The 16892-nt window shown below is 39.7% G+C and carries 13 protein-coding genes; all 13 read right to left on the reverse strand.

What is annotated here, in order from left to right; genetic code table 11:
• Positions 1–491: 491 nt before the first annotated feature.
• Positions 492–2348 carry a molecular chaperone DnaK gene (dnaK, locus tag CBM15_RS00440; protein WP_065217043.1) on the reverse strand — a complete coding sequence of 619 codons (1857 nt, stop codon included), beginning with the start codon at positions 2346–2348 and terminating at the stop codon, positions 492–494.
• A gap of 91 nt (positions 2349–2439) precedes the next feature.
• Positions 2440–2997 carry a nucleotide exchange factor GrpE gene (gene grpE, locus CBM15_RS00445; protein ID WP_087615338.1) on the reverse strand — a complete coding sequence of 186 codons (558 nt, stop codon included), beginning with the start codon at positions 2995–2997 and terminating at the stop codon, positions 2440–2442.
• A gap of 77 nt (positions 2998–3074) precedes the next feature.
• On the reverse strand, positions 3075–4100 hold the full coding sequence (gene hrcA, locus CBM15_RS00450; RefSeq protein ID WP_008403160.1) for a heat-inducible transcriptional repressor HrcA: 1026 nt from the start codon (positions 4098–4100) through the stop codon (positions 3075–3077).
• Positions 4101–4229: 129 nt separating this feature from the next.
• Positions 4230–5375: a radical SAM family heme chaperone HemW gene (gene hemW, locus CBM15_RS00455; RefSeq protein ID WP_087615339.1), complete on the reverse strand. Its 1146-nt coding sequence runs from the start codon at positions 5373–5375 to the stop codon at positions 4230–4232.
• Between the two features lie 139 nt (positions 5376–5514).
• Positions 5515–5841 carry a hypothetical protein gene (locus tag CBM15_RS00460; protein ID WP_008403162.1) on the reverse strand — a complete coding sequence of 109 codons (327 nt, stop codon included), beginning with the start codon at positions 5839–5841 and terminating at the stop codon, positions 5515–5517.
• Between the two features lie 513 nt (positions 5842–6354).
• Entirely contained in the window at positions 6355–7881 is a 1527-nt protein-coding gene (locus CBM15_RS00465) for a methyl-accepting chemotaxis protein (protein ID WP_087615340.1), read from the reverse strand.
• A gap of 814 nt (positions 7882–8695) precedes the next feature.
• Complete coding sequence (locus CBM15_RS00470) at positions 8696–9562, reverse strand: 2-oxoacid:ferredoxin oxidoreductase subunit beta (RefSeq protein WP_008403164.1); 867 nt, start codon at positions 9560–9562, stop codon at positions 8696–8698.
• Positions 9563–9564: 2 nt separating this feature from the next.
• Positions 9565–11298: a 2-oxoacid:acceptor oxidoreductase subunit alpha gene (locus CBM15_RS00475; protein WP_087615341.1), complete on the reverse strand. Its 1734-nt coding sequence runs from the start codon at positions 11296–11298 to the stop codon at positions 9565–9567.
• Between the two features lie 661 nt (positions 11299–11959).
• Positions 11960–12226, reverse strand: coding sequence for a stage V sporulation protein S (locus tag CBM15_RS00480; protein WP_008403166.1), 267 nt, complete (start codon positions 12224–12226; stop codon positions 11960–11962).
• Between the two features lie 121 nt (positions 12227–12347).
• Positions 12348–13070 carry a CpsD/CapB family tyrosine-protein kinase gene (locus CBM15_RS00485; RefSeq protein ID WP_087615342.1) on the reverse strand — a complete coding sequence of 241 codons (723 nt, stop codon included), beginning with the start codon at positions 13068–13070 and terminating at the stop codon, positions 12348–12350.
• Positions 13071–13796, reverse strand: coding sequence for a YveK family protein (locus CBM15_RS00490; RefSeq protein WP_087615343.1), 726 nt, complete (start codon positions 13794–13796; stop codon positions 13071–13073). It lies immediately after the preceding gene.
• A 33-nt stretch (positions 13797–13829) separates the two neighbouring features.
• Positions 13830–15665 carry a polysaccharide biosynthesis protein gene (locus CBM15_RS00495; RefSeq protein WP_087615344.1) on the reverse strand — a complete coding sequence of 612 codons (1836 nt, stop codon included), beginning with the start codon at positions 15663–15665 and terminating at the stop codon, positions 13830–13832.
• A gap of 532 nt (positions 15666–16197) precedes the next feature.
• On the reverse strand, positions 16198–16695 hold the full coding sequence (locus CBM15_RS00500; RefSeq protein ID WP_087615345.1) for a VanZ family protein: 498 nt from the start codon (positions 16693–16695) through the stop codon (positions 16198–16200).
• Positions 16696–16892: the final 197 nt, after the last annotated feature.

A 16892-nucleotide genomic window follows, 5' to 3' on the forward strand; every position in this document is an offset into this window, starting at 1 on the left:
TATTTTAACATGTTGAAAAAATGATGTATAGCTTTTGCTTTGGCACATCTTATGTGAAATTAAATAATGTTTTGGTTTGTTCATCAATTTTGTTGCTTCTTATATAGTCCAGTGCTTTCCATTCCGGGTCGGACGCTTTCCGCGGGCACGGCCTGAGCCTGTAGTCTCAGGCGCGCGCTGTTCCCGCTGGAGTCGCTTCCTTCCATTCCAAGCACTTCACGTGTAATTAAAAGTTTCGTTTCATTACCATATTCTGTGTATAGCGTCTCCGTCTATTCAATGAGTTCTACTTTATGGGCCAGCATTTCTACTTTTTAGGAGATCTATTCTAGTTTTCCATGAATAGCTTCCACATTAGTCACTGAAATTTCTACTTTCGGTTCAATAAGTTCTACTTTCCCACGAGAATCCGCTAATAAGCCCATATCACTACAAACTTAAAAGCCAAAGCCGCAAGCGGTCTTTGGCTTTTATGTGAAAATCAGAAAGAATTATTTATTGTCTTTGTCGTCTTTAACTTCTTCAAAGTCAGCGTCTACGATACCGTCGTCTTTTTGACCAGCGTCTGCTGCGCCTTCGAAGCCTTCAGCGCCGCCTTGTGCTGCTTGCGCTGCTGCCGCTGCTTGCTCGTATACTTTCATTACTAATGGTTGTAGTACGCCTTCTAATTTTTCTTTAGAAGCTTTGATGCCTTCAAGCTCGCCTTTTTCTAAAGCTGCTTTTAACTCGTCGCGTGCATCTTCAACAGATTTCTTTTCGTCTTCTGTGATTTGCTCACCTAAGTCTGTGATTGTTTTATCCACTTGGAATACTAATTGGTCTGCTTCGTTGCGAAGATCTGCTTCTTCTTTACGTTTCGCATCTGCTTCAGCGTTTGCTTCTGCATCTTTCACCATACGCTCGATTTCTTCTTCTGATAAACCTGAATCAGATTGGATCACGATTGTTTGTTCTTTTTGTGTACCTAAGTCTTTCGCTTTAACTGATACGATACCGTTCGCATCAATATCGAATGTTACTTCGATTTGTGGAATCCCACGTGGTGCTGGTGGAATATCAGATAATTGGAAGCGACCAAGTGTTTTGTTGTCTGCAGCCATTGAACGTTCACCTTGTAATACGTGAATGTCTACTGCTGGCTGGTTGTCTGCAGCTGTTGAGAACACTTGAGATTTAGATGTTGGGATTGTTGTGTTACGATCGATTAATTTCGTCATAACACCGCCCATTGTTTCGATACCTAATGATAATGGTGTTACGTCTAATAATAATACGCCTTGTACGTCACCAGCTAATACGCCGCCTTGTACAGCAGCACCCATTGCTACTACTTCATCTGGGTTTACGCCTTTGTGTGGTTCATGACCAGTAGCTTTTTTGATTGCTTCCACTACTGCAGGAATACGAGTAGAACCACCAACTAAGATTACTTTATCTAATTCAGAAGCAGAAAGACCTGCATCTGATAATGCTTGACGTGTAGGAACGATTGTACGTTCTACCAAATCTTTTGTTAAATCATCGAATTTCGCACGTGATAACGACATTTCCAAGTGAAGCGGGCCATCAGCACCTGCTGTGATGAATGGTAATGAAATTTGAGTAGAAGTTACACCTGATAAGTCTTTTTTCGCTTTTTCAGCTGCATCTTTTAAACGTTGCATTGCCATTTTGTCTTTTGATAAGTCTACTGAGTTCTCTTTTTTGAACTCTTCTACTAAATAAGCAATGATTTTGTCGTCGAAGTCGTCACCACCAAGTTTGTTGTCACCTGCTGTTGCTAATACTTCGAATACGCCGTCAGCTAATTCAAGGATCGATACGTCAAATGTACCGCCACCTAAGTCGAATACTAAGATTTTTTGGTCAACATCTTGCTGATCTAAACCGTAAGCTAAAGCAGCTGCTGTCGGTTCGTTGATGATACGTTCTACTTCTAAACCAGCGATTTTACCAGCGTCTTTTGTTGCTTGACGTTGAGCATCGTTGAAGTATGCAGGAACTGTAATAACAGCTTTTGTTACTTTTTCGCCTAAGTAGTCTTCAGCATAGCCTTTTAAGTATTGTAAAATCATTGCAGATACTTCTTGTGGAGTGTACTCTGTATCATCCACTTTTACTTTATCATTCGTACCCATTTTTGATTTGATTGAAATGATTGTGTTCGGGTTTGTTACAGCTTGGCGTTTTGCTACTTCACCAACTTGTTTTTCTCCATTTTTGAATGCTACTACAGATGGAGATGTACGGTTACCTTCTGGGTTTGGAATTACTTTTGGTTCTCCGCCTTCTAATACAGATACACAAGAGTTTGTTGTTCCTAAGTCAATACCGATAATTTTACTCATAATTTAATTTCCTCCTAATAGTAAAAACAAAATGTGTTTCATATAAACATCAAATTTATTAAATATATAAATAGCACCGAAAAGCACTAAATTACTCGTTTACAGATACCATTGACGGACGCAGTACACGGTCCTTTAACTGATACCCTTTTTGCAGTTCGCGTAAAATGATGCCTGTTTCCTTTTCACTGTCCTGCTCCTGCATAACAGCTTGGTGGAAGTTCGGATCAAAGCTTTCGCCCTCTGCCGGAATGATCGAAAGACCTTCTTTTTCGGTTGCAGCAAGTAACTGGTCATATACCATTTGTACACCTTTGTACAATGATGCCGCTTCTTCTGTTGTCACTTCTATTTGCAGTGCACGGTCTAAATTGTCCAGCACTGGTAAAAGTTCAGTCAGCAGGCTTTGTGCACGGTATTTCTCCGCTGCTTCACGATCTAAACGTGTGCGACGTGCCAAGTTATCGTAGTCTGCACGCAAACGCAGATAACGTGCATCCTCTTCAGCAAGTTTTGCTTCCAGTTCAGCGATTTTCTGATCTTTTTCATCTACTGCAATTTCTTCTGTTTCAGTAGTTTCAGCTGTTTCCACTACTTCTTCCGTAGTTTCTTCGTGCTGCAATTCTTCATTGTTTTTTGTTTCTGACACTTCTTTTCCTCCTCGAGTATCAATCATTTATGAATTCAGCGGTAATGTATTACGCTACGACCGCTGAATCAACGGCATTACTGCTTTTTATCGAAAAACGCTCTGGACAGACTGTTTGTCATAACATCCAATAATGTAACAACACGTCGGTAATCCATGCGCGTCGGACCGATAATTGCGATCGCCCCCTGCTGTTCTTCCCCGACAAGGAAGGAAGCGGTGATGACACTGCAGTTTTCCATTGCTAAATGATTGTTTTCTGAACCTATTCGGATTTGAATACCATGTTTCTGTTCATTGAATAAAGTTTGAACTTGGCTTTCCTTGTCGATCAGATCCATCAGCATTCGCATTTTCTCTAAATCATGGAACTCCGGCTGATTCAACATGTTGGACTTACCACCGTAATAAACTTTATTTTCGTGATGGTTTGAAGTAATGGATAACAAGGACCGGACAATCGAATCGGATGCATGAATATGAGACTTCAATACCGATATTGCCTCAGTTTGAAGCTTTACCGGCAGCTCATATAGTGGTACACCGACTAGGCGGTCATTCAAAATATTAACCATCTTTTCAATATCATGCGGGTTAAAACCCGGTGGTAACGTTAATGTGCGATTTTCTACATGACCGTTATCTGTGATGATAATAGCCACCGCTGTCTGTTCTGTTAACGGTACAATCTGGAATTTCTTGACACGATGTTTTTGAACATCCGGACCGAGTAAAATCGTCGTGTATGTCGTTAACTCCGATAATATATTTGCGGATTCTTTTATAATTTGTTCTGCTTCAACAATCTGCTTTTTAAAGAGCGACTGGATTTGCGCTACTTCGCCACTCGAAATGATTTGAGGCTGAAGTAAATGGTCGACATAAAAGCGATACCCTTTTTCAGAAGGTACCCTGCCTGAAGAAGTATGCGTTTTTTCTAAAAACCCTAACTCCTCCAAATCTGCCATTTCATTACGTATTGTAGCAGCACTATACGTAATTCCTTCTTTTTTGGATAGTTGACGCGAACCAACAGGCTGTGCTGACATCACAAATTCGTCTATGATTACTTGCAATAGTTGTAACTGCCGATTTGTTAACATCTTTCTCACCTCTGTTAGCACTCGATTAAGAGGAGTGCTAATATATTTATAAATTAGCAAATCTCTAAATTGATGTCAATGAATTCGTCCGTTTTTTTTAACTTTTTTCAAGCATCGGCTGTAAAAAGATTATTCCCCTACTAAAAACCGCTGAAATACTTCATTGCCGATAAAACGGCCTTTTCTAGTTAAACGGATCCCTTCAGAGTCCAGTTCAATCAGTTGCTCTTCCTTTAATTGGTCGATTATTTCCTTATATATAGAAAGCATTGGCTGAGCGAATTTCATTTCAAATTCTTCATGTGTCACACCAGCAGATTTTCTTAATCCTAAAAACATCTGCTCTTCCAGCTTCTCATCAGCTGTCACTTCATGCTCATGCAATAAAGGACGCTCCCCTGCCATCACCGTTTCAATATATTTTTTGATCGGTGCGACATTCGAATAACGTATTCCTTCCAAATAACCGTGAGCACCAGCGCCAAATCCTGCGTATTCGTCATTATCCCAATAGATTTTATTATGTGTGGATGCATAGCCTTCATTCGCAAAATTACTGATTTCATATTGCTTTAATCCGTGCGCTTCCATCGTATCCATCAAAACACTATACATGTCCGTTTCCAGATCTTCTGTCGGCAAGTGCAGCTTTCCTTTAGCATACTGAATATAAAAGATCGTTTTAGGCTCTACAATAAGCGAGTACGCCGAATAATGCGGCAGCTTCAGTGCCAATGCCTTTTCAAGCGTTTCCTGCCATTGTTCCATCGTCTGGCCAGGCAGACCATACATTAAATCAATGCTTATATTTTCAAATCCAACATTTTTTGCGTTTTGGATTGTTTCATATACATGTTCATTTGAATGGGTACGTCCGATTTTTTCGAGCAGAGATTGGTCGAATGATTGTACACCCATGCTTAATCGGTTGACGCCTCCATTATAAAGTGCCTGTAATTTATCGATTGTCAGCTCATCCGGATTGGCTTCACTACTAAATTCTTTTACGGATGACATCGGAATATGTTTCGTAATAAGTCCCAATAATTTTTCAATTTGCTCTGCGGATAATGCCGTCGGGGTACCGCCGCCAAGGAAAATCGTTTCGATATTCGTGAACGCTTCCGGCATTTGCGCTACCGTCATTTCCATTTCCCGTCCAAGCGCTTCAATATATTCATCAACTGGCTGATTTTTAAAAAATACTTTATTAAAATCGCAGTAGTTACAAATTTGATGACAAAAAGGAATGTGAATATATACACCTCTAGCCATTTAAATCACTTCCTTATTATAGTTGTTCTCCTTTATTGTAGCCTTTCTCCACTAAAATACAAATACGGACCCTCGGAAAAAGAACAACAAAAAAAGCTTTGTTAAATGAAGATTCATTCAACAAAGCTGGATTAATCTATTAAATAGAAAATACAGGCTCTTCCTTATTCATTAGCATAACCAAATCAATAGCCGTCATTTCAGGCAGCTTTGCGCAAAATTGCTGCGCTTCTTCAGCAGTGTCAAATTGGAAGGCATCCAATTCTTTTGTTATTTCATATTGGTCATTAAATAGTTGGATCATATAAAGTCGAACTGTTGGATGGCATCGCTTTGTTGCATCGAAGTTTTCACCTGCAATGACAATACCTGTATCCGCTGACGTTTTGCTTACGATCGTTTCGATAATATGTAGCTCATCCTGGACAAACCACTTTGGTGCAATTAGTTGAATTTGACTGTTCATAAAAAATACATCCCCTTAATTAATATATTTATCTAATGACAAATCTAATTGATCACAGCAATTATTAGTTTTTTTGTCATGTTGAACATAAACACTGCCTTTTTACAAACATTCAGAAAAATGAAGTCTGCTATGAAATGAAATGCTGCCAAACAAGTATTTTCTACTAACTATTCTCTCTATATAATTTCGTATTAATAAATAAAACACATATTTTTATACCACTATTCTACTACAGTCAATAATTTATTAAAAGCTACATTCTTAAAAATATTCTTAATATTGAATTAATGACTATAGGTGTATTGTATTATGGAATAAATTTACATATCATTCATTAATATGACTTCTTGATTAAAGATACCAGTTTTCATGATAAATTTCATCAGTTTTCAGAAAATAATTACAAATTTTATCGTATTTTTATCTTTTTCTGTAAATTACTTATAAATATTACAGTAATATAACAAAAATTAAAATGCTTTCGACAAAAATCGTCAAAAGCATTTTTGTTTAAATTTGAAATCGTTTTACTGCATGTGTTAAGGACCGCATATTTTTTGCGATGCTTTGGATCTCTTCATAAATTTCGGTCGTTGATTTTTTCTGCATGTCAATCTGTTCCTGAATGAGGTGCATCAACACGAGATTTTCCTCGGAGCGGTTGCTTAATTCAATGGAACTATGCGCCACATCATGGGTATGGTCGGAAATTTCATTCATAATAGTAGAAACGTGCTCCATTTGCGGACTGATTTGTTGTACTTGCATCGTAATTTCTCTGAACTTGACCGCACTGAGTTCCGTTGTAGTGACGCCCGTATCAACACTGCGCATCGCATTTGCCATATTGTTCGTCGCTTCCAAAGTCCCTTGCTGAATTTTTGTGACAATTGTTGCAATCGATTTTGTGAACTCCTGGGACTGTTCTGCCAATTTACGTACTTCCTGGGCTACCACAGCGAAACCTCGACCATGGTCCCCCGCTCTTGCCGCTTCGATCGAGGCATTCAGCGCAAGCAAATTCGTCTGATCCGCAATCGAGTGGATCATCGTGACCGCCCTTGAAACATGCTGTGTCTGTTCATTCAGCTCGTTAATCGTATTACTCGCTGTTTGCATCGCCTGTTCCACATCCTGCATTTGTGCTATATTTTGCCCGACGATTGCTTCCCCGTCCACTGCCTGTGCAATTGTTTCTTTTATATAATGATCGACATGGTGCATACGCTCGGTTATTTCATCAATTCCGGCTGCCACTTGCTGTACAGATGCCGCATTATCCGATAATCGGGCTGTGGCATATTGCAGAGAACCTCTCATGTCATCCGAGCTTGTCGCAATCCGGACTGCCCCTGTCGTAATTTGCTCAGCATTTGTTTGAAGCTCGTTATTCGCTTCTGTCGCCGATTCAGTATTTTTCCGGACTGTTTTCAGGAGTTCCTTCATGTCCGCGATCATTAAGTTATAATATTTTGTTGTTTTCCCAAGCTCATCACGCGCCGAGTATGTCGCGTATTTCGTTAAATCCCCGTGCTGCACAAGTTTGAATAGCTGCTTTAGCTCCCGTGTCGGCTTATTGATCGAGCGAATCGCCTGAATGCCGAAAAACAGGATAAGCACCATTAATATGATCGAAATCGATAATAGGAGACTGTAGCCGAATTTTATATCGTTCTCATGATTGGTTAATTGTGCGGATGCCCGCTCGATTATGTATGCGTCTATTTCCTCGAATAGTACCGCTGATGGGTCGCTTACCAGCTGCTTCATATAAAATTCCATTTTGGAATCAAATGCGGCTGTTGTTAATTGCTCTGTGGATTGCACCGGGATTTCATTCGTTTGGAGATACTGTTGTTCGATGTCCTGTATTGTATTTAGCGTTAGGAGCTTTTCTTCATATAAAGCCTGTGCTTCCCTTTCCATTTTCCGCAAGTAATCCATACTAAATACGGTTAAAATGATATTCGAGCAAATACAAATGATCATTAATACGGCAAGCCGGTCTTTAAATTTAATCGCATTCCGAAAGCGCACGTTATATTACCTCATTTATCTATGTATTTTGATTTAGTATAAAGGGACTATGTAAACGGATATATGTAAATATGTAAAATTGTTGTAAAAGTGTGTTAATGGGGGAAGGAAAAATAGCGGTCAATATATCTGTTACCTTAGAAGAAGTAACGAAGTTCATTGGAATAATAGTTATAGTGTCGGATAATCTGTATTATAAATGCTGCCGTCAAGTCAACGATGAAGCCTGCGTTGGTAAGTTTATCAGTTATCTTTGGCAGGCAATTCATTGTATGGGGATTTACTTTAGTTCTTTTTTTATTAGGAAGGCTGGCGGCTGGAGATGTTCTAATATATTTAGAAATCTTCTAATATATTTTTATTTGTTCTAATAAAAAGCGGATTTTCTAATATACCCCCCTGTTGTTCTAATAAGTGTTCAGAATGTTCGAATATCACCTACTGATTTGCTAATATCACGGTGACTTTTTCTAATAAACCACTGAATTGTTCTAATAAAAACCGAAGCCAACTCATTCCCTATCGCATCTGCATTCAAAAATAGCTCTAGAGAATCTTTATTCAAATTTTCTTGTTCGTTTTTCTAATAACGCACTAACTTTTTCTAATAAACATCCTTATTGTCTAATAAACCACTACAATGTTCTAATAAAAGCCAAAGCCTGCTACTTCACTGGTGCATCTGCCGTCAATCGGTACTCTTTTTTAATATACCGCTGCATTGTTCCAATAAAATGCCCAAATCTATGATTTCCTTAACAACAAAAAAACTATACAAGCTGGAAAAACTCCAGCCTGTATAGTTCCAAATTATTTACATAAATTCCTTAGTCAACTGATCAAATTGTTCTTCTGATAAGCTAATATCGATATCTGTTAACGGCAGCTCTGAGTAGCCTTTGATTTTTTCCTGATACGAAGTTGTTTCAGTATCCTGATAAATAATGCCTGTTACAAGACCTTCATGGCGCATTACTGTTTGCATTGCCATTTCGCGGTTAGAAGAATCATAGCCTTCGATGTCAGCAAGCTTTGTTAAATTCTCTTTGAACCAGTCGTACGTGTTTACTTTGTTGTACGTTACACATGGTGAGAATACGTTAATGAATGAAAAGCCTTTATGGTTTAAACCGGCTTCAATCATTGCTGTCAGTTCTTTAATATCCGTTGAGAAGCCTTGTGCCACAAATGTCGCACCTGCTGTTAACGCAACTTCCAATGGTTTTAATGATGGCTCGATTGCTCCGCCCGGTGTTGATTTCGTAATGAAACCAGCAGCAGAACGTGGAGACGTTTGCCCTTTTGTTAATCCGTAAATTTGGTTATCCATTACTACATACGTAATGTCGATGTTACGGCGGATTGCATGGATTGTATGACCCATACCGATCGCGAAGCCGTCACCGTCACCGCCAGAAGCGATAACTTTCAGGTCTTTGTTCGCCATTTTAAGGCCTTGTGCGATCGGCAATGCACGACCGTGAATGCCATGGAAACCGTATGAGTTAATATAGCCTGAAATACGACCAGAACAGCCGATTCCTGAAATAACTGCCAATTCGCTTGGTTCATAGCCTACGTTAGCTGCTGCACGCTGAATCGCCGCTTGAACAGAGAAGTCACCACAGCCTGGACACCAGTTAGGTTTTACGGAATTTCGGAAATCTTTAAATGTTGCCATGATTAAATTTCCTCCTTCACTAAGTTTGTTAATTCACGTGGTAAGAATGGTGTACCATCGTATTTTAAAATCGATTTTGTCTTCGCGTGACCACCGATATTCATTTTCATAATATTTGCAAGCTGCCCTGTCGCATTGTTTTCCACGACAATCACTTTTTTCGCTTTATCCATCTGTGCAATCATTTCTTCTGCTGGGAACGGATGGATCAGCTTAATATGTGCGTGGTTCACTTTCACACCTTCAGAGTTCAGCTTTTCCTGTACTTCTTCCAATGCACCGCGCGTTGAGTTGAAGCCTACAAGTAATACGTCCGCATCTTCATGAGGCGCATTCACATATACCGGATTTTCAAAGCGGACATGCTGTAATTTACGCATACGCTTATCCATTTGCGTGCGACGGTTGCCCGTTGCTTCAGATGGCTTACCTGTTTCATCATGCTCAACACCCGTTACGTGGTGAATACCGCCTTTTGTACCTGGCAGGACACGTGGTGAAACGCCGTCTTCTGTATTTTCATAACGCTTGAAGTAATCTTTCGTTTCTTCATCTTCCACCGCTTCGACGATTTTACCGCGGCGAATTTCAATTTTGCTGTAATCAAATGGATCAACCGACTGTTTACCTAATGATAACTGCAAATCTGTCATAACGATTACTGGTATTTGTAATTCTTCGGCAATGTTAAACGCCTGAATCGTATCATAAAATGCTTCTTCCATTGTAGAAGGCGCAATGACTACTTTCGGGATTTCTCCGTGTGTACCGTAAAGCATTGCCATTAAATCCGATTGCTCCTGCTTTGTCGGTAAACCTGTTGATGGACCACCGCGCTGTGTATCAAAAATAACAAGCGGCTGTTCTGTCATACCTGAAAGACCGATCGCTTCCATCATTAATGAAAGACCAGGACCAGCTGAAGCCGTAAATGCACGCACACCACCGTAGTTTGCGCCGATCGCCATTGTTGCTGCAGCAATCTCATCTTCTGTTTGAATAACCGCTCCACCTACTAATGGAAGCTTTTTAATCATGTATTCCATAATTTCAGATGCCGGTGTAATCGGGTATGCTGCCATGAAACGAGAACCTGCTGCCAATGCACCTAATGCTGCTGCATCGTTACCGATCATGAACATACGGCGTTTTCCGTCAGCAGGGGCAATTTCCCATGTGCCTACACGGTCACCGATCTGCTCTGAAATCGCCTGACGTCCGCGTTCGATCGCTTCAATGTTTTTCGCAACGACTTCTTCACCTTTACGTCCGAAAATTTCATTAACAACACTTTGGAAAACCGATTCATCCAAGTTTAAAAGTGCTGCCGTTGCACCAATCGCAACCATGTTTTTCATAAGAGACGTACCAAGCTCAGCCGCAATTTCCGTAAATGGCACCGCGTATAATGGCGCGACACAGTCTTCCGGATTTTTCGGATCAAATTTCGCATCCGCTAAAATGATACTTGATGGTGTTAATTCTTTATAGTTCACGTCGATCGTTTCCTGGTCAAACGCCACTAGTATATCTAAGTCGTCCGCAATTGCGCGTACTTCTGTCGGACGAACCGTAATTTTATTATTCGTATGGCCACCTTTAATACGAGAAGAGAAATGACGGTAACCGTATAGGAAATACCCTAGACGATTCATTGCCATTGAGAAGATTTCACCTGTACTCTCAATCCCTTCACCTTGCTGCCCACCGACTTTCCATGAAAGCTGATGTAACATATCAACATCTCCTTAAAGTTTCTGTATTTATAAATAAAGCGTACAAGATGCTTTATCGAACAGCTGCCGTATTGCACAGCCTTTTTATAGTTTTTCCCTAAATTAGTTTAACATGAAGTGTTAGTCTCTACTATTGCAAATGTCATATCAAGTCAAAAAATCAGACCTTTGACGGAAAGTTCTGTACACAAATTGTTTTGATGTAAATTTAGATTTCTATTCCCTAAAATTTATATGGGAAATCTTTTATTGGAGGACGATTGGTTATGTAAAAGGGTTGCGTTCTAAAAATAAATGAGATGCGGATTATAATTTATGAAGTGAGCGTTTCATTTCTCATCAAAAATGGAAGTGACGAATATCCGTTCATGATTGACGATTATCTACTGCAAAGTGACGATTAAGCAACAGAAACTGACGATTAAATGAATCATTTTGACGATTATCGTGATAAAAGTGACGATTAAAATTCCCATCCTTATCAAGTGGCGAATAAAAAATCTCTTTTGACGATATAACGTCAAAAGTGACGAATAACTAGCCCAAATTGACGATTAAAACTCCCACTATTTTAAATCCCTTCTATTTAAATATACCCCGCAAACCAAAAAACACCCGCTTAGCAAATTGGATGCTAAGCGGGTGTATGGCTCTTCATGAATTAACGACTTCTTTTTTCAACGAGTAGTTTTAATGCCGTACGATCTTCTCCTGCAATGATGATGTCCGCGAAAGCCGGAGCACAAATTAAATCTGTGCCGCTTGGGGCTACAAACCCTCGAGCGATTGCTACTGCTTTAATTGCCTGGTTTAACGCACCTGCACCTACCGCTTGCATTTCAGCAAACCCTTGCTCTCGTATAACCGCAACGAGTGCTCCTGCAACAGAATTAGGATTAGAACGAGATGATACTTTTAATGAATCCACAGCTATTTCCTCCTCATCTAGTACTGCTTTATCTTTTTTTAGGCAATTTTTATTGCCTGTACGTCATTGTATGCGCTTCAATGACCAATTAGAATCCGTTTTTCCTAACTACTGCAATAAATTATTCAGCGTAACGGTACCCCTCATAATAATTATAATGATTCGGTGTTTTGAAGTTGTTCAACACGACACCTAATATCTTAGTATGTGAAGCTGACAGTAGCATTTGCGCTTTTTTCGCGGCGCGTTTGTCGGTTACCCCTGTATTTAAAACCATAATCGCCCCGTCGCATTTATTTGCAAGAATCTGCGCGTCAGTTACCGATAATAATGGCGGTGAATCAATAATGATGATGTCATATTGATTTTTCACTTCCAAAAATAAAGCTTCCAACCCTTGAGAAGAAAGTAGTTCAGCAGGGTTCGGCGGAATCGGACCGCTTGTAATAACGTCAAGCCCTACAATAAATGTCTCCTGAATTGCCTCATGCAGCACAGACCTTCTTGCAAGGATATTCGAGAGGCCTACTTTATTGAACGTTTTAAATGTATGATGCAGCGTCGGTTTCCGCATGTCCGCATCAATAATAAGCACCTTTTTGTCTTCCTGTGCAAACACGACACCAAGATTCGCCGCATTCGTTGATTTCCCTTCCCCCGGTGTAGAAGACGTAATTAAAATAGTCTTTAACTGCTCATCCGGCATGGAAAACTTGATGTTTGTTCGGATTGTGCGAAACTGCTCGATAATATGGGATTTTGTTTCAGTAAATGTGACGAGTTTCCTTGCTACATTTGAATCTTGCAAAACTTTTTTCTTTTTTCTCAGACTCAGCCTCACCATTTAACCTCTCCTCGCTTTTCGGGGATTCAAAGAAAACCTTTTTTGATTTTCTTCTTTTATCAAATCAACCATTCCGATTACCGGTAATTCCAGATAATCTTCCACATCGCGCTCGCTTTTGATCGACATATCCAAAAACTCAACAAGGAATGTTAGCCCTATGCCAAGCATGACCCCAATAACAGCGCCAATTGCAATGTTCATCAGCTTATTAGGCTTTACCGGTGACGGATTTTCACTTAATTTCGCTGACGACAAAATCGAAATATTGTCCATACTCATCAACTTTGGAATATTTTCTTTAAATACTTCTGCTACTGTATTCGAAATGTCTACTGCCCTACCTGGAATAGGATCCTCCACACGAATATTGACCACTTTGGAACCCGTTTTACTGGATACGGAAATTTTCTCCGCCAATTGCCCGGTAGTCAGATCCAAATCAAGGCTTTCCAGTACCGGTGTCAGAATAACCGGGCTCGTAATAATGACTTGATACGTATTGATTAACCGTAAGTCGGTATCCGTACTTTGCATTGAGTACACCTGATCGGCATTGCCTTTTTGATTTACCAGTAGTTGTGTTTGTGCCTCATAGATCGGGGTAATCGCGTAGAAACTAATGCCAGCTGCCACTGCACAGCCGATTACTGTAAGAGCGATAATGAGTACGAGCCTTTTTTTAATGATTTTTATAATCTCCTGTAGACTGATTGTTTCTCCCAATTGTTTTCCCCCTCAACTGTTTCTATTTATAATTCAGGCAATCGTCTCATGTGAATTCACGATAATTTGATTCCAGTTCGCATTTGCAATTTTAATCAGTTTCGCTTTTAACTCTGACGGCTGACATTCATCTATGTCTTTCAGTAAAGTAGTCAGCAATTGTCCCTCAATCTGGCTCGCTTTCCCGACATGAATTTTCGGGTAAATATGCTCTTCCTGAATCTCTTCTGCATTTAATAATTCCTCGAACATTTTTTCGCCTGGACGAATACCGGTAAACTCAATCTCGATTTCCTCTTCCGAAAAACCGGATAGACGAATAAGATTTTTGGCCAGGTCGACTATTTTCATCGGTTCCCCCATATCGAGGACGAATACTTCTCCGCCACGAGCAAGTGCTCCCGCCTGCAATACGAGTCTCGACGCTTCCGGAATCGTCATAAAATAACGGGTCATATCAGGGTGCGTCACCGTAACAGGACCACCTGCCGCTATTTGTGCTTTAAACCTTGGAATGACACTGCCTCTTGATCCAAGCACATTGCCAAAACGTACTGCTGCAAAATTTGTCCCGCTGTACGTTGCGAGGTTTTGAATAATAATTTCGGCGATACGCTTTGTCGCACCCATCACGTTAGGAGGATTGACCGCTTTATCGGTTGAAATCATGACGAAATTCGGAACACCAAATGTATGGGCTGCCTCGGCTATATTTTTAGTACCGAAAATATTGTTTTTCACCGCTTCCCGAGGATTGCTTTCCATCATCGGTACATGCTTATGTGCTGCCGCATGGTAAATAACATCCGGCTCCAACTGCTGAACAATTTCAAAAATCCGGTCCCTGTCCTGCACATCTGCAATTACCGGAATAAATTCAATATCCTTGTATTCAGTTTTTTCAGATAATTCTAGGTGGATTTTATAGATCGAGTTTTCTCCATGCCCAAGCATGATGATCTGTTTTGGGTGGAACTGGGCGGTTTGCCGGCAAATTTCCGAACCTATTGATCCCCCCGCACCTGTAATGAGGATCTTTTTATTCGATAAAGTATTAGAGAGCGCCACCATATCAAGTTGGACTTCTTCCCGTCCGAGCAGGTCCTCGATTTTAATTTCCTGCATATCGTTCACCGATACTTTTCCGGTCATCACATCTTCAATTTTTGGCATGATTTTAATCGTTGCTTTCGTTTCACCTAAGCGGTTATAAATTTCGCGGATTTCTTTTTTGCTTAAGGAGGGAATGGCTAAAATAATTTCCTGGATCCCCTTCGTCTGTACAAGATGCGGGATATCCTTTGTTGTTCCGCATACATTCACATCCAGCAGTTTTAATTGCTGTTTATTCAGGTCATCGTCAACAATTGCGACTACCCGATGTTCGGATGGATTTCGCTTCAAGCTGCGTAACAGCATGGTACCCGCTTCACCGGCACCCACAATCAACACCCTTTTGACATCAACAGCTGGTTTGTGGGTTGACCAGTCATGCGCCACCCTCAGCAAGAAACGCGACCCGCCGATCAGTAAAATATGCAGCAGCCAAGTAACAGCCATTACACGAAAATAAATATCCTGCTTAATAACAAACTGCATGATACTAGCTGCTATAACAGAAGTCGTAACGGCATAGCCGATGATGAGCAGTTCTTTAACCGATGCAAGACTCCATAGCCGGTTATACAAGTGAAAAAAATGCGCCGTAATATGATGGCTGACGAGCAGTGTAACGGAGCTTAAAACAATGACTGTATCCGAATAGACTACTAATGACGGATGCAGTAAAAAATAACTGATGAAAATAGCCGACACGACAATCAATGAATCCAAAATGGAAAATGTCGTGTACCTTGCAGTGTAACTCAATCCAAATCCTCCCCCGACTAGACAATACAATGTTTAATAATTACGTCCGAAATACTTGGCATCTTAAGATGTTAGGTATTAAAGACTACCTATCTTTTAAATCACTATAAAAAACTTATTTATGATTCTAAAATACTCTCATAATCTCCTTTCTTGTCTTAAATACGTAAAAAGGAACTATATAATACTTCTATATTCTTACTTTTTACATGATTAACCAAATATATAGTTATTTTATCATATCATAAATTATTCCAAAATATTCATTTTCCCTAAAAAAAGAGAGTAAAACCTTGTATTCGACAAAGTTCTACTCTCTATACTCTTTATAAAATTTTATGTGCTATGCCTTTTATCCCTTTAAATATTGAGCGAGATGATCAGCGATACGATGCAAAATACAATTACGATGATAATCCCCCATTTCCATCGCTCTTTCATCAGGTGCTCCCTTCAATCTATTGTTCATGTACCTTTATACATATTCATAAAATCGGGGAGCTATTCATTTTTCATATAACTAATTTCTTAGTTAACGCTCGCTTATTTTATAACTAGTGTTTGATTTTCTATTTTCAGAACGAGGTTTTCTGATTTTCCCTAATAGACCAAGGAGCGTTGCAACAATAATCCCAGTAGCAGCACCTGCCCAATCGATAAAAATGTCTTTCATCTGAGCCCCTCTGCCGCCAACGAACAGCTGATGATATTCATCGGTCACCGCATAAATCATACATACAACCAGTGCAATTACTGCGCTAGTCGAACGCTTTAAATTCGTTAATTTTAGGGCCAGCAGTGCGAAAATGCCGAGGAAGAAATAAATAATAAAATGCGCATTTTTCCGGACAAGATGATGTACCTGGCTTTCCTGTACATTTTCCAAGGGCGTCACTTTTTCTGCAATATCTATTAGTTGTTTTGTAATGTTTGAACTTAAGTCTCTCGAATCGGATACAGGTTGTTGTGAAAAGTAAAAAATGAGCATCATCCACAGTACAACAATCACCCAAGCGAGTATTTTTCTCATTTTTGTTTTTCACCTCTTTTATTGGCAGCCAATTTTATTTCATTTCTCTTCATTTATCTATTTCCACATATTTTCCATTTTATTCTAATTAATATTAAAATGCTATTATCTGTTCCAATTATTAAACGATTTTACTGGTTTGCGGAATATGATGCAAATATAATCTTCAATACGCAACGGGTAATCCTCAATCTCAA

The sequence above is a fragment of the Solibacillus kalamii genome, from assembly GCF_002174535.1.
GTDB lineage: Bacteria > Bacillota > Bacilli > Bacillales_A > Planococcaceae > Solibacillus > Solibacillus silvestris.

Excerpts from the sequence above, each read along its gene's own strand:
- dnaK (WP_065217043.1), bottom strand. The coding sequence starts at position 2,348 with ATGAGTAAAATTATCGGTATTGACTTAGGAACAACAAACTCTTGTGTA.
- hrcA (WP_008403160.1), bottom strand. The coding sequence starts at position 4,100 with ATGTTAACAAATCGGCAGTTACAACTATTGCAAGTAATCATAGACGAA.
- hemW (WP_087615339.1), bottom strand. The coding sequence starts at position 5,375 with ATGGCTAGAGGTGTATATATTCACATTCCTTTTTGTCATCAAATTTGT.
- CBM15_RS00460 (WP_008403162.1), bottom strand. The coding sequence starts at position 5,841 with ATGAACAGTCAAATTCAACTAATTGCACCAAAGTGGTTTGTCCAGGAT.
- CBM15_RS00470 (WP_008403164.1), bottom strand. The coding sequence starts at position 9,562 with ATGGCAACATTTAAAGATTTCCGAAATTCCGTAAAACCTAACTGGTGT.
- CBM15_RS00475 (WP_087615341.1), bottom strand. The coding sequence starts at position 11,298 with ATGTTACATCAGCTTTCATGGAAAGTCGGTGGGCAGCAAGGTGAAGGG.
- CBM15_RS00485 (WP_087615342.1), bottom strand. The coding sequence starts at position 13,070 with ATGGTGAGGCTGAGTCTGAGAAAAAAGAAAAAAGTTTTGCAAGATTCA.
- CBM15_RS00500 (WP_087615345.1), bottom strand. The coding sequence starts at position 16,695 with ATGAGAAAAATACTCGCTTGGGTGATTGTTGTACTGTGGATGATGCTC.